This window comes from Methylobacterium sp. J-077 (assembly GCF_022829365.1).
Taxonomy (GTDB): Bacteria; Pseudomonadota; Alphaproteobacteria; order Rhizobiales; family Beijerinckiaceae; genus Methylobacterium.
Genome location: NZ_JAKSYJ010000093.1, coordinates 1 through 12689, shown reverse-complemented (window position 1 = coordinate 12689; position 12689 = coordinate 1). Strand labels below are relative to the sequence as shown.

Here is a 12689-nt window from a genome sequence, read left to right as displayed (position 1 = left end):
CAGGCCCCGGCGCTTCCGTTATCGCATGATAGCTTCGGAAAACCGGACCTCGCTTTTCCGCATCATACGCCAGCCGCGAGCGGGGCTTGGCCCCGCCGCTTGCGGCTGATCTGCGGTTGTCCCGAGGAATGCGCCGCAATCGTGTCCGCTGGTGCGGCGGTCTAGACCAAGCGCGAGCCCCTCGCAACGCACGAGGATGACAGGCTAATCCACGGCCGCGGATCTTAACCGGGCGGAACCGTCGGCAGCGCCTCGATGATCACGAAGGCTTGAGCCATCGGCGGATCGTCCGTGAGGCTCACATGCAGCCGGCCCTCATGACCCGGGGGCAGCATCTCGGCCAAGCGCGCCGCCGCGCCGCCGGAGAGCCGCAGGGTCGGCTGGCCGGAGGGCAGGTTCACGACCTCCATGTCGCGCCAGAACACGCCGTTGCTGAGACCTGTGCCCAGGGCCTTGGCGCAGGCCTCCTTGGCGGCGAATCGCCTGGCGTAGCCCGGCGCACGTGCGGCGCGGTGGTCGCAGCGCGCCCGCTCGCCGTCCGTGAACACGCGGTGGGTGAAGCGGTCGCCGTGGCGCGCCAGCGTCCGGGCGATCCGGTCGATGTCGCAGAGATCCGAGCCGATGCCGATGATCATGCGCGCCGCGCGCGGTCCATAGCGGATCGCATGTCCCGCACGGCCTGGGCGAGCCCGATGAAGATCGCCTCGGCGATCAGCGCGTGGCCGATATTCAGCTCCCGGATCTGCGGCAATGCCGCCACCGGCCCGACGCTCTCGACCGTGAGCCCATGCCCGGCATGGATCTCGAGCCCGAGCCCGGCACCGTGCTCGGCCGCCCGCGTGATCCGCGCCAGCTCGTGCGCGACGCGCCCATCCTCGCCCGCGATGACGGCTTCGCAGTAGCGGCCGGTATGCAGCTCGACCACCGGCGCCCCGAGCGCCCGGGCGGCGGCCATGATCGCGGGCTCCGGCTCGACGAACAGCGAGACGCGGATGCCGGCCTCGGCCAGGGCGCGGATGCGGGGGGCGAGATGATCGCGCCCGCCGACGAGATCGAGGCCGCCTTCGGTGGTGCGCTCCGCACGCTTCTCCGGAACCAGGCAGGCGGCATGCGGCCGGGTGGCGACGGCGAGGGCCACCATCTCGTCGGTCGCGGCCATCTCGAAGTTCAGCGGCACGGTGAGATCGCGCTTCAGCGCGGCGATGTCGGCATCGCGGATGTGGCGGCGGTCCTCGCGCAGATGCGCGGTGATGCCGTCCGCCCCGGCCTCGACCGCCAGCAGGGCGGCCCGAACGGGGTCCGGGTAATGCTCGCCGCGGGCGTTGCGCACGGTGGCGACGTGGTCGATGTTGACGCCGAGGCGCTGCTTTTCACTGATCATGGGCTCGTTCGTCCCGGGGCCGCCACGCTCCGGCATGCGCCCTCGAACCGCCGATATGCTGGCGTTGCGCCCCACCGGCAAGCCGGGCCGGCTCACGGACCCGTCGTGGGCCTCCGGTCTTGCCAGCCCGCAAAAAAACCCTTATGCGCCGCCCCTCGCGTTCGCTCCGGCCGGGGGCTGAACGGATGGTGCCGCTTGCGGCATAGGGTCTTCACCGATCCGTCGTCCGGTGTCTCCGCCTTCGATCAACCGCTCGGGCCTGAAAATCGGCTCGAAGGGCTTGGCGCCGAGCGTCTCGCGAATGAACCGGCCCGAACCAGCCGCCTGTCAGCGGCCGGGCTCCTTTTGACACTGAAAGGCCCGAACATGCCTCTCTACGAGCACGTGCTCTTGGCTCGGCAGGACGTGACGTCCCAGCAGGTCGAGACGATGATCGACACCTACAAGGGTGTGATCGAGCAGAACGGCGGCCGCCTCGAGAAGATCGAGATGTGGGGCGTGAAGTCCCTGGCCTACCGCATCAAGAAGAACCGCAAGGCGCATTTCGCGCTCCTCAACATCGACGCCCCTCCGGCCGCCATCGCCGAGATGGAGCGCCAGATGCAGATCTCCGAGGACGTGCTCCGCTTCATGACCGTCCGGGTCGAGGATCTCGATTCGGAGCCGTCGGCGATGATGCAGAAGCGCGACCGCGACGACCGCAAGGATCGCGAGCGCGGCCGGCGTCGCGACGATGACGGCTTCGGTGGCGGCGGCGGCTTCGGCGGCGACCGTCCGGACCGGGGTGATCGCGGCGGCGATCGTCCCGAGCGCACTTTCGGCGGGGAGGGCTGAACCATGGCATTTGGTGCTGGTGCAGGCGCAGCTGCTGGCGGCGGACGCCGTCCCTTCTTCCGTCGTCGCAAGACATGCCCGTTCTCCGGCGCGAACGCGCCGAAGATCGACTACAAGGACGTCAAGCTCCTGTCGCGCTACGTCTCCGAGCGCGGCAAGATCGTTCCCTCCCGCATCACCGCGGTCTCGGCCAAGAAGCAGCGCGAGCTCGCCCAGGCGATCAAGCGCGCCCGCTTCCTCGGCCTGCTGCCCTACGTGATCAAGTAGGCTGATTCGACAGACCGGCCTGGATCGATCCGGGCCGGTCTTCACAGAGCGATCTGGCATCGCTCGATCGTTGGGGCGCAGCGTCGCCTCTAACCCTGCCGGACGGGCAGCGGGACAGCGGAACCCATGGCACAGCATATCGGCATCGGTATCGGCGCGGGCCTCGTCTCCGCACTCCTGTTCGGGGTGCTGTTGAAGGCGACCCCGCTGGCGATCGTGCTCTACCTCGTGGCACCACTGCCGATCCTGATCGTCGGCCTCGGCTGGAGCCACAAGGCAGCCCTCGCGGCGGCGGCGGCCGGCAGCCTCGCGCTGGCCCTGGTGATCGCGCCCTTCATGGGCCTCGCCTTCGCAGCCTACATCGCCCTCCCCGCCTGGTGGCTCGCCTACCTGACGCTGCTCGGCCGCGAGACGCCCACCGGCCTCGAATGGTACCCGACCGGCCGCCTGCTCGGCTGGACCGCCGCCACGGCCGCCCTTGCCTTCATCGCCATCGCGGTCCTGTCCTCGCCGAACCACGCGGCCTTCGATGCGCAGCTGCGCGGTCTCGCCCGCACGCTGGTGCAGGTGCAGAATCCCGCCACGCGGACGACGGATGGCCGTGCGGACACGCCCCGGGCCGAGGCGAACGAGTCCGGATCGGAGGAGGCGCCGGACCCGGCGCCCAAGCCCGCCACCGACGAGGCCGAGGTGACCCGGACCGAGGTCGCCGACGCCCTGGCCCGCGTGGTCCCGGCCTTCGCGGCCAACGGGCTCGCCCTGCTCCTGACCTTCTATCTCTGGGCCTCGGCCAGGATCGTGAAGATCTCCGGCCGGCTGCCGCGGCCCTGGCCCGACCTGCCCGCGACCGCCATGCCGCGCACCACCCTGGTGACCCTGGCGGCGGCGGTGCTGATGTGCTTCGCCCCCGGCTTCGTCGGCGTGTTCGGCGTCGCTCTGGTCGGCGCGTTCAGCGCGGCCTTCGCGCTCCAGGGGCTCGCCGCCTTCCACGACCGCTCGCGCGGCCGGCCCGGGCGCGGGCTGATGCTGTTCGGCATGTACCTGATCCTGTTCGTGACCCAGGGCGTCGCCCTGGTGGCACTCACCCTGTTCGGCCTGGCCGACACCGCCCTCGATCGCCGCCGTCCCAAGGACAACCCGGCGCCGTGAGTCCCCGGCCCGCGAGGCCGACCAACTGAAGGAGAAAGACGATGGAAGTGATCCTGCTCGAGCGCGTGGCCAAGCTCGGCCAGATGGGCGAGACCGTGAACGTCCGCCCGGGCTTCGCCCGCAACTTCCTGCTCGCCCGCGGCAAGGCCCTGCGCGCGACGGAATCCAACAAGAAGCACTTCGAGGCGCAGCGCGCCCAGCTCGAGGCCCGCAACCTCGACCGCAAGAAGGACGCCGAGGCCGTCGCCGAGAAGCTGAACGGCCAGAGCTTCGTCCTGATCCGCCAGTCGGGCGAGTCCGGCGTCCTCTATGGCTCCGTCTCCACCCGCGACCTCGCCGAGGTGGTGGCCAAGGACGGCTACACGGTCGATCGCGGCCAGTTCATCCTGAACCAGCCGATCAAGACGCTCGGCCTTCACCCGGTGCCGGTGGTGTTGCACCCCGAAGTCGACGTGAAGATCACCGTCAACGTCGCCCGCAGCCCCGAGGAGGCCGAGCGTCAGGCCCGCGGCGAGTCGGTCACCGAGCGCGAGGCGTTCAACCTCGACGACCTCGGCCTGGAAGTCGGCGCGGCGCTGGCCGATGCTGGCGAGGGTGCCGACGACCGCGGCTGATTCTCTTTAGAGACTCGGCCTGCGCCTTTCCGTGAGGGCCCCGCGGCGCTCGCGGGATGGCGCAGGCCAGCTCCGTGTATACCGGTGAAGATTGGGGATCATAGCCTCCGAGACTTGACACGTTCCAGTTTTGTTCCAGCATGGACGCCCGCCCCTCGCGAGAGTCGGCGGGCGTTCGTTCGTCCGGGCCGAGGTCCGGATGAATCCCGCCGTCGACTGGAGCGTCGTCCCGAAGGGTGGTTCCCCACTCTGGGATACGGACGAGGCTCCAGGCTTCGGTAACCTTACCGTGGCCAAGGTCGCGCGGTGTGATCCTGGTGCGCCCGTCCTGGCGCCTGATTCGGAGTCGTCTGCCGATGGCCCTGCCCAATGCGCTCACGGCCAAGCTGGAAGCCGTTCAAGCCGAGTACCGCGTCGCCCCGCACAACATCGATGCGGAACAGGCGCTGCTCGGCGCGATCCTGGTGAACAACGACGCCTATTACCGGGTGTCGGACTTCCTCCTGGCCGAGCACTTCATGGAAGATGCCCACCAGCAGATCTTCTCGGTGGCGGCGTCCCTGATCCGGGCCGGCAAGCTCGCGACGCCCATCACCATGAAGACCTATCTGGGCGATGCCGATTTCGGCGGCCAGACGGTGATGCAGTACCTCGCCCGACTGGCGGCCGACGCGACGACCGTGATCAATGCCGGCGCCTACGGCCGGACGATCTACGACCTCGCGATCCGCCGCCGCCTGATCACCATCGGTGAGGACCTGGTGAACGGCGCCTACGAGGCGCCGGTCGAGCAGGCGCCCCGCGACCAGATCGAGGAGACCGAGCGCCGGCTCTACGAGCTCGCCGAGGCCGGGAAATACGACGGCGGCTTCCAGAAATTCTCCGACGCGCTGACCGCCGCCGTGGACATGGCCGCCAAGGCCTACCAGCGCGACGGCAAGCTCTCGGGCATCGCCACCGGCCTGTCCGACCTCGACGCCAAGATGGGCGGCCTGCAGCCCTCCGACTTGATCATCCTCGCGGGCCGCCCGGCCATGGGCAAGACCTCGCTGGTGACCAACATCGCCTTCAATATCGCCAAGGCGTATCGCGGCGAGAAGGCCGCCGACGGCACGATGCAGACCGTCAACGGCGGCATCGTCGGGTTCTTCTCCCTCGAAATGTCGGCCGAGCAGCTCGCCACCCGCATCATCGCCGAGCAATCGGGCGTGCCCTCGTACAAGATCCGCCGCGGCGACATCCGGCCGGAGGATTTCTACAAGATCACCGACGCCGCCCGGGATATGCAGACGATCCCGTTCTACATCGACCAGACCGGCGGCATCTCGATCGCCCAGCTCGCCGCCCGAGCCCGGCGCCTGAAGCGCCAGAAGGGCCTGGACGTGCTGATCGTCGACTACCTGCAGCTGCTCTCCGGCTCCGGCAAGCGCAGCGACAACCGCGTGCAGGAGATGACCGAGATCACAACCGGCATGAAGGCGCTGGCCAAGGAACTGGCGGTGCCGATCATCGGGCTGTCGCAACTCTCGCGTCAGGTCGAGAACCGCGATGACAAACGCCCGCAGCTCTCGGATCTGCGTGAATCCGGCTCGATCGAGCAGGACGCCGACGTGGTGATGTTCGTGTTCCGCGAGGAGTACTACGTCAACAACAAGAAGCCCCGCGAGGGTACGGAAGAGTTCTTCGCCTGGGAGGCGGAGATGAACCGCGTGCACGGCAAGGCCGAGGTGATCCTCGGCAAGCAGCGCCACGGACCCACCGGCACGGTGGAGTTGCAGTTCGACGCCAACATCACCCGGTTCTCGAACCTGGCGCAGAGCGACCGGCTGCCCGAGCAGATGTGATCGCGCTTGTTGCGGCGGCCCATCGCCGCCGCGAACCATCGCCGGACCCGGCCGTTGTGCGGGAGACGATTTTTCCGCCGCGCAGGATCGACGATGAGCGAGCCGACCCCTCCGAAGATGCCGTACTGGCACGTCTATACCGACGCGGAGGGGGTGAGCCGCCAGGAACTCTTTTCCATCGCGCGCTTCAAGTTCGAGGGGATCAACCCCGAGACCGCGCCGCAATGGAACGACAAGATGGATCCGGCGCCCTCGGTGGTGACCTTCACGGTCCTTCCGGTCGGCTGGGTCGGCGAGTGGCACGAGAACCCGCGGCCGCAATGGATCGCGATCCTCTCGGGTCGCTGGTTCGTGGAGACCATGGACGGCCACCGGGTCGAGATGGGCCCGGGCGAGCTGATGATGGGCGAGGACCAGAACACCAGGGCGCGTGACGGCAAGAAGGGTCACCTCTCCGGCACCGTGGGCGACGAGCCCTGCACCATGATCGTGACGGGGCTTGAGGTCGAGCCGACCGTGAACCAGCCCGGCCGCTTCAAGTAGGAGGCCGCGGCATGGACGGTATCGAGCTGACGCAGCCGCGCTTCAAGGGGTGTGTCCTGCCGAACGCACCCCTGGAGAAGCTCGCCGACGGCTTCCGCTGGACCGAAGGCCCGGTCTGGTTCGGCGACCGCAACGCGTTGCTGTTCTCGGACCTGCCGAACAACCGGGTGATGCGCTGGACGGACCAGGGCGGGCTGAGCGTCTACCGCGAGGCCAGCGACTTCGAGAACGGCCACGCCCGGGACCGCCAGGGGCGGCTGCTCTCCTGCTCGCATCGCGGCCGGCGCATCCACCGGACCGAACTCGACGGCCGCATCACCAGCTTGGTCGAGCGCTACCAGGGCCGCCGGCTGAACTCGCCCAACGACATCGTCTGCAAGTCCGACGGCACGATCTGGTTCTCGGACCCGCCCTACGGCATCCAGACCGACTACGAGGGCGGCAAGCAGGACTCCGAGCTGCCCGCGGCGCTCTATCGGTTCGACCCCCGCGACGGCTCGCTGCGCGTGGTCGCGGACGATTTCCAGGGCCCGAACGGCCTGTGCTTTTCCCCCGACGAACGAAAACTCTACGTCGTCGAGACCGGGCTGCAATTCGCTATCGATCCATTGCAGCATGTGCGCGTGTTCGACGTGGGCGAGGACGGCGACCTGTCCGGGGGACAGGTGTTCTGCACGATCGCCCCGGGCAATGCCGACGGGATCCGCTGCGACGAGCACGGCAATCTCTGGTCGAGCGCCGGCGACGGCGTGCACTGCCTAGACCCCGGCGGCGAACTTTTGGGAAAGATCCTGGTGCCGGCGACGGTGGCGAACCTCGCCTTCGGCGGCCGCAACGACAGCCGCCTGTTCCTGTGCGCCTCGCACACCCTCTACGCGATCTACGTCAACGTTCGCGGGGCGCGGCTGCTGTGAGCGGCGTACGGGCCATCGCCGGTTTCAGCCGCACGGTCGCGGACATCGCGGTGACGGAGGCTTTCTATCGGGACGGGCTCAATTTCGAGCGCGTCGCCCCGCCAGAGCCGGTGCCGGACGCAGAAGTTGAGGCGATGGGAATCGCGGGGCGGCAGGCGATGCAGCTGCGCCTGCGACTCGGCGGTCAGATCGTGACTGTCCTGTCCGTCGATCCACCCGGCGCGCCCTATCCCCCCGATCCGGCGGCGACCGATCCGTTCTTCCAGCACCTCGCGATCCCGGTGCGCGACATGGAGGCCGCGATGGCGCGGCTCGCCCGGCTCGGGCCGACGCCGATCAGCCGCGGCGGTGCGCAGGTCCTGCCGGCCTCCTCGGGGGGCGTCACCGCCTTCAAATTTCGGGACCCCGACGGTCACCCGCTGGAGCTGATTGCCTTTCCCGACGGGCCGCCGGCCGAGCGCTGGCGCGACGCGCCGGGCCTGTTTCTCGGCATCGACCATTCGGCGATCACCGTCACCGATCTCGGCGCGGCCCTGGCATTCCTCACCGGCCCCCTCGGCCTCACGGTCGCGCAGACCGGGCTGAACCAGGGTCCCGAACAGGCGCGACTCGACGGCCTCGACGATCCGGACGTCGACGTGCTCGCCCTCGAACCGCCCGCGCCCGCCCCGCATGTCGAGCTGCTGCATTATCGGCGGCCGTCCGGCCGGAAAGCGCTCCTTTCTCCAGTCGGCCCGGCCGACCGCACCGCGACCCGCTTCGTCTTCGCAGTCGACGATCTCGCAGGTCTTCTCCATGCGCTGCGCGCCGCGGGGTTCGCGCCGCGCACGTCCGACGACGGATCAGCGGTCTATTGTGCTGGGCCGGACGGGCATGGGTTCCTGTTCCTGAGCGTCTGACGTCTCTGGACGGATGGTGCACGCCGCGCACTTGACGCGCCGCCCCTCCCGCGTCCAATCCGGCCGCCCCGGAGGTCAGACCGATGCCGCTCCTCGCCCTGCCCTTTCCGGCCATCGATCCGGTGGCGCTCGCGATTGGGCCGATCACGATCAAATGGTACGCCCTCGCCTACATCGCCGGCTTGATCGGCGGGTGGTACTACGCGCGCCGCCTCGTCATGGCCGACAGCCTGTGGGGCGTGGTCAAGCGCCCGCAGGTGGTCGACATCGACGACCTCGTCGTTTGGGTCGCGCTCGGCGTCGTCCTGGGCGGGCGGATCGGCTACGTGCTGTTCTACAATCTGCCGATGTACATCGCCGACCCGATGGAAATCCTCGCGATCCGCAACGGCGGCATGTCGTTCCACGGCGGATTCCTGGGCGCGATCCTGGCCTTCCTGCTGTTCGCCCGGGCCAAGAAGCTCAACGGGTACACGCTCCTCGACATCGGCGCCGTGGTCGTGCCGATCGGCCTGTTCTTCGGGCGGATCGCGAATTTCGTGAACGGTGAGCTCTGGGGCCGGGTAGCGCCAGACTTCCCCTACGCGATCGTGTTCCCGACGGGCGGGCCGCTGCCGCGCCATCCGAGCCAGCTTTACGAGGCGGCCACCGAGGGCCTGCTGCTGTTCGTCGTTATGGCGCTGAGCGTGCGCCGCTTTGGCTTCCGCAAGCCCGGCCTGCTCGGCGGCATTTTCGTCTTCGGCTATGCCCTGGCCCGGACGTTTTGCGAGTTTTTCCGCGAGCCGGACCGGCAGCTCGGCTTCTTGTTCGGCGACCATCTCGGGCCGATGGGGGGCGGCGTGACCATGGGCATGCTGCTCTGCGTGCCGATGATGATCGTCGGTCTCACCTACATCGTCCTGGCGGCGACCGGCCGGACCCGCCCCCGCAATCCGATCGCCGCGGCAGCTCCGGGGGAGGCGGCGCGCGAGGCGCCCGCGAAGGCGTGACGCCGCTCGGGGCCGAGATCGCGGCTTTGATTCGCCACGGCGGGCCGATCGGCATCGACCGCTACATGGCCCTCTGCCTCGGTCACCCAGTCCACGGCTATTACCGCACCCGCGATCCGCTCGGGGCGCAGGGCGACTTCACCACGGCCCCCGAGATCAGCCAGATGTTCGGCGAGCTGATCGGCGCCTGGACGGCCTACGTTCACGGCCGGATTGGCCAGCCGGACCCTCTGGTCCTGGTGGAGCTCGGCCCCGGCCGCGGCACGCTGATGGAGGACGCCCTGCGTGCTTTGCGGGCGGCGGTCCCGGGCGCCGAGGTGCGGCCGCATCTCGTCGAGACCAGCCCGGTGCTGCGGGCCGCGCAGGAGCGAGCCCTCACCGGGACCGGCGCGACCTGGCATGCCGGACTCGAGACCCTGCCCGAAGGCCCGGCGATCGTTCTGGCCAACGAATTCTTCGACTGTCTGCCGGTGCGCCAATTCGAGCGCCGTGCCACCGGCTGGCACGAGCGCCAAGTCGGGCTCGGCCCCGAGGGCGATCTCGTCTTCGGGCTCGCCCCGGACGCGACACCGGGGCTCGACGCCGACGGCCCGGAGGGTGCCCTGCTGAGCGTGCCGGGCGTTGGCCTGGCGCTGATGCGGCAGCTCGCAAGGCGCCTGCGCGAAGCCGGCGGCGCCCTGCTGGCGATCGATTACGGCCATGTCCGGCCGGGCTTCGGCGATACGCTTCAGGCCCTGTCGGGGCATCGCTTCGCCGACCCGCTGGCAGCGCCGGGCGCGGCGGATCTCACGCATCACGTCGATTTCGCGGCCCTCGCGAAGGCCGCACAGGCGGAGGGTGCGGTGGTCCAGGGGCCGGAGGCGCAGCGGGACTTCCTGCTCGCCCTGGGCCTGAACGCGCGGGCCGAGCGGCTCAAGACCCGCGCCACGGCTGCTCAGGCCGCGGCGATCGATTCGGCCGTCCATCGGCTCACGGATGCGAGCCGAGGCGGCATGGGCAGTCTGTTCAAGGTCCTGGCCGTGAGCGGCCCGGCTCTCGGGCCACTGCCCGGATTTCCCGAAGCCTGAGGCTTGGTCTCCGGACGTCGGCTCGGGATGGTGTCAGCCGAACGAGCCGAAACCCGCGTCGGAAGCGCTCGGGGCCCGCGGCGTGGGAGGTGCCGGCGGGTTCGGGTTGGAGGGGTCGAGGTCGCCGGGCTCACGCGTGACGGGATGCTCGGCCGTGCTCGGGCTCCGGTGCTCCGGGGCCTCCTGCGCCTTGGTCTCGATCGGGGGGTCGTTCTCGGTCCGTCGTGACATTGCGATCCTTCTCGGAAGAAGCCGGAACCCGGACTCATGCTGCAATGCAGCAAGAATCTGACGGTTCCACGACATCGTCAAGGGGCGGCCATTCCGGTATCGAGCGCGACACCAGGACCGCGAGGGAGGCGACCGTGACCGCAGGCATGTACATCGAGGCGCCGGAACTCTCCTCGCATTCCGGCGTGCGCCACGCCTTCTTCACCCGGTCGGGCGGCGTTTCGGAGGGCGTCTACGCGACCCTCAACGGCGGCCTCGGCTCGCAGGACGTCCCGGAGCGCGTCGCCGAGAACCGGAGGCGGATGTGCGCCCAGCTCGGCCTGCCGCCGGACCGGCTCGTGAGCCTGTACCAGGTTCATTCCGCCGAGGTCGTCACCGTGGAGGCGCCATTCCCGGCCGCCGACCGCCCGAAGGCCGACGCCATGGTGACGCGGGTCCCCGGCCTCGCCCTGGGCATCGCCACCGCCGATTGCGGGCCGATCCTGTTTGCCGATCCGGAGAACGGGGTGGTCGGAGCCGCCCATGCCGGCTGGAAGGGCGCACTCACCGGCGTGATCGACGCGACCGTGCGGGCCATGGAGGCGCTGGGCGCGCGGCGGCAGCGGATCGTGGCCGTGCTCGGTCCAACCATCAGCCAAGCCTCCTACGAGGTCGGCCCGGACTTCGTCGCGCGCTTCCGCGCCGAAGCCCCCGGCATGGAACGCTTCCTCGGGCCAGGCGCCCGGGAAGGCCACGCGCAGTTCGATCTCCCGGGCTTCATCCTGGCCCGTCTCGGAGAGGCGGAGATCGGCGAGGCCGCGATGCTCGACCTCTGTACCTATGCCGACCCGGATCGCTTCTACAGCTATCGCCGGACCACCCACCGCGGCGAACCCGATTATGGGCGCCTGATCTCCGCCATCGCGCTGACGCCGTGACCCCGGCGAACCGGGCCGCCACCGCATCTATGCCCCCTGTCGACTAGAGAGTGCGACACTTTGTCAAACGGCCGCGGCTGAAAAAAGCGTGGCCGTAAGCGAACCTTGACCATTCGGGTGCGTTTAGATGCACGAGGTGCCGGGGAAAAACGGCGGATTGCCATAAGGGGCCGCGATGAGCGGTCGGCGATACCGCAGAGCGCAAAGCGCCCTGGAACCGCTGGAATACAGCCAGATCCGTGTTCCGTGTCGGTCCTATGAGGCCGGTGCGGGGCCACCAGTGAGGACCAGATAATGAAATCCCTGCTTCGCGCCACCACCGCCTTCGCGGGCGTCGCTCTCGCCGGCTCCGCCTTCGCCGCCGACCTGCCGCGCCGCGCCGCGCCGCCGCCGGTGTTCACCCCGGTGCCGGTGTTCACCTGGACCGGCGCCTACTTCGGTATCAACGCCGGCTACGCCTTCGACGCCAGCAGCCGCTCCAACAGCTCGGTCTTCGGCATCCCGGCCCCCTACGCCACCACCGGCACCACCGCCACCTTCCGCGACCGCAGCCAGGACGGCTTCTCCGGCGGCGCCCAGGTCGGCTACAACTACCAGTTCACCCCGCGCTCGGGCGTGGTCGTCGGCATCGAGGCCGACGCCCAGTATCTCGACTTCGGCCGCAAACGGAACAACGCCTTCCTCAACGGCGCCGTCGCCTCGGGCCTGTACGTCACCGACCCGCGCGGCCTGTCGAGCCTCGACTACTTCGGCACCGTGCGCGGCCGCCTCGGCTACGCCTTCGACCGCACCCTCGTGTACGGCACCGGCGGCTTCGCCTACGGCTCGGGCAGCGCCGACCGCTCGTTTGGCGGCTACGCCGGCAACGACAGCTTCCGCACCGGCTACGCCGTCGGAGGCGGCATCGAGTACGCCCTCCCCACCGAGTCGTTCCTGAACTTCTTCCGCTCCTCGGCAGTGACGCTCAAGGTCGAAGGCCTGTACGTCAACCTCGACCGCAACAACCGCAACCAGGGCGCCCTGGTGGTCAACGCCGCCAA

Annotated in this window: 15 protein-coding genes; 12 read left to right on the top strand and 3 right to left on the bottom strand. The window is 69.4% G+C overall.

What is annotated here, in order from left to right:
* Nucleotides 1-224: 224 nt before the first annotated feature.
* Both acpS and MKL11_RS06755 read right to left on the bottom strand, forming a co-directional pair.
* Nucleotides 225-635: a holo-ACP synthase gene (gene acpS, locus MKL11_RS06760; RefSeq protein WP_243941522.1), complete on the bottom strand. Its 411-nt coding sequence runs from the start codon at nucleotides 633-635 to the stop codon at nucleotides 225-227.
* Complete coding sequence (locus MKL11_RS06755) at nucleotides 632-1381, bottom strand: pyridoxine 5'-phosphate synthase (RefSeq protein ID WP_243941520.1); 750 nt, start codon at nucleotides 1379-1381, stop codon at nucleotides 632-634. Before MKL11_RS06755 ends, acpS begins: the two co-directional genes overlap by 4 nt.
* 366 nt (nucleotides 1382-1747) lie before the next feature.
* On the opposite strand from MKL11_RS06755, the gene rpsF reads away from it, so the two are divergent.
* The 10 genes from rpsF (at nucleotide 1748) to MKL11_RS06705 (ending at nucleotide 10501) form a co-directional block, all read left to right on the top strand.
* Nucleotides 1748-2215 (top strand): 30S ribosomal protein S6, encoded by a 468-nt coding sequence (gene rpsF, locus MKL11_RS06750; RefSeq protein ID WP_243941518.1) that lies wholly within the window; start codon nucleotides 1748-1750, stop codon nucleotides 2213-2215.
* Between the two features lie 3 nt (nucleotides 2216-2218).
* Nucleotides 2219-2482 (top strand): 30S ribosomal protein S18, encoded by a 264-nt coding sequence (rpsR, locus tag MKL11_RS06745; protein ID WP_243941516.1) that lies wholly within the window; start codon nucleotides 2219-2221, stop codon nucleotides 2480-2482.
* A 126-nt stretch (nucleotides 2483-2608) separates the two neighbouring features.
* A complete protein-coding gene (locus MKL11_RS06740; RefSeq protein ID WP_243941514.1) occupies nucleotides 2609-3631 on the top strand; it encodes a DUF2232 domain-containing protein in 1023 nt (340 codons plus the stop codon).
* A 41-nt stretch (nucleotides 3632-3672) separates the two neighbouring features.
* On the top strand, nucleotides 3673-4245 hold the full coding sequence (gene rplI / locus MKL11_RS06735) for a 50S ribosomal protein L9 (protein ID WP_243941512.1): 573 nt from the start codon (nucleotides 3673-3675) through the stop codon (nucleotides 4243-4245).
* 356 nt (nucleotides 4246-4601) lie between these two features.
* On the top strand, nucleotides 4602-6089 hold the full coding sequence (locus MKL11_RS06730) for a replicative DNA helicase (RefSeq protein ID WP_243941510.1): 1488 nt from the start codon (nucleotides 4602-4604) through the stop codon (nucleotides 6087-6089).
* Nucleotides 6090-6182: 93 nt separating this feature from the next.
* Complete coding sequence (locus MKL11_RS06725) at nucleotides 6183-6632, top strand: cupin domain-containing protein (RefSeq protein ID WP_243941508.1); 450 nt, start codon at nucleotides 6183-6185, stop codon at nucleotides 6630-6632.
* Nucleotides 6633-6643: 11 nt separating this feature from the next.
* Complete coding sequence (locus tag MKL11_RS06720) at nucleotides 6644-7546, top strand: SMP-30/gluconolactonase/LRE family protein (RefSeq protein ID WP_243941506.1); 903 nt, start codon at nucleotides 6644-6646, stop codon at nucleotides 7544-7546.
* On the top strand, nucleotides 7543-8445 hold the full coding sequence (locus tag MKL11_RS06715) for a VOC family protein (RefSeq protein WP_243941504.1): 903 nt from the start codon (nucleotides 7543-7545) through the stop codon (nucleotides 8443-8445). Before MKL11_RS06720 ends, MKL11_RS06715 begins: the two co-directional genes overlap by 4 nt.
* A gap of 83 nt (nucleotides 8446-8528) precedes the next feature.
* Nucleotides 8529-9434 carry a prolipoprotein diacylglyceryl transferase gene (lgt, locus tag MKL11_RS06710; RefSeq protein ID WP_243941502.1) on the top strand — a complete coding sequence of 302 codons (906 nt, stop codon included), beginning with the start codon at nucleotides 8529-8531 and terminating at the stop codon, nucleotides 9432-9434.
* Nucleotides 9431-10501, top strand: coding sequence for a class I SAM-dependent methyltransferase (locus tag MKL11_RS06705; RefSeq protein WP_243941500.1), 1071 nt, complete (start codon nucleotides 9431-9433; stop codon nucleotides 10499-10501). The genes lgt and MKL11_RS06705 overlap by 4 nt, the downstream gene beginning before the upstream one ends.
* A 33-nt stretch (nucleotides 10502-10534) precedes the next feature.
* On the opposite strand, the gene MKL11_RS06700 is transcribed toward MKL11_RS06705, so the two are convergent.
* On the bottom strand, nucleotides 10535-10732 hold the full coding sequence (locus tag MKL11_RS06700) for a fibronectin-attachment protein (FAP) (protein WP_243941498.1): 198 nt from the start codon (nucleotides 10730-10732) through the stop codon (nucleotides 10535-10537).
* A gap of 146 nt (nucleotides 10733-10878) precedes the next feature.
* On the opposite strand from MKL11_RS06700, the gene pgeF reads away from it, so the two are divergent.
* Together pgeF and MKL11_RS06690 are read left to right on the top strand one after the other, a co-directional pair.
* Nucleotides 10879-11649: a peptidoglycan editing factor PgeF gene (pgeF, locus tag MKL11_RS06695; RefSeq protein WP_243941844.1), complete on the top strand. Its 771-nt coding sequence runs from the start codon at nucleotides 10879-10881 to the stop codon at nucleotides 11647-11649.
* Between the two features lie 294 nt (nucleotides 11650-11943).
* Nucleotides 11944-12689: outer membrane protein (locus MKL11_RS06690; protein WP_243941496.1), on the top strand; the 746-nt coding region annotated here is incomplete at its 3' end.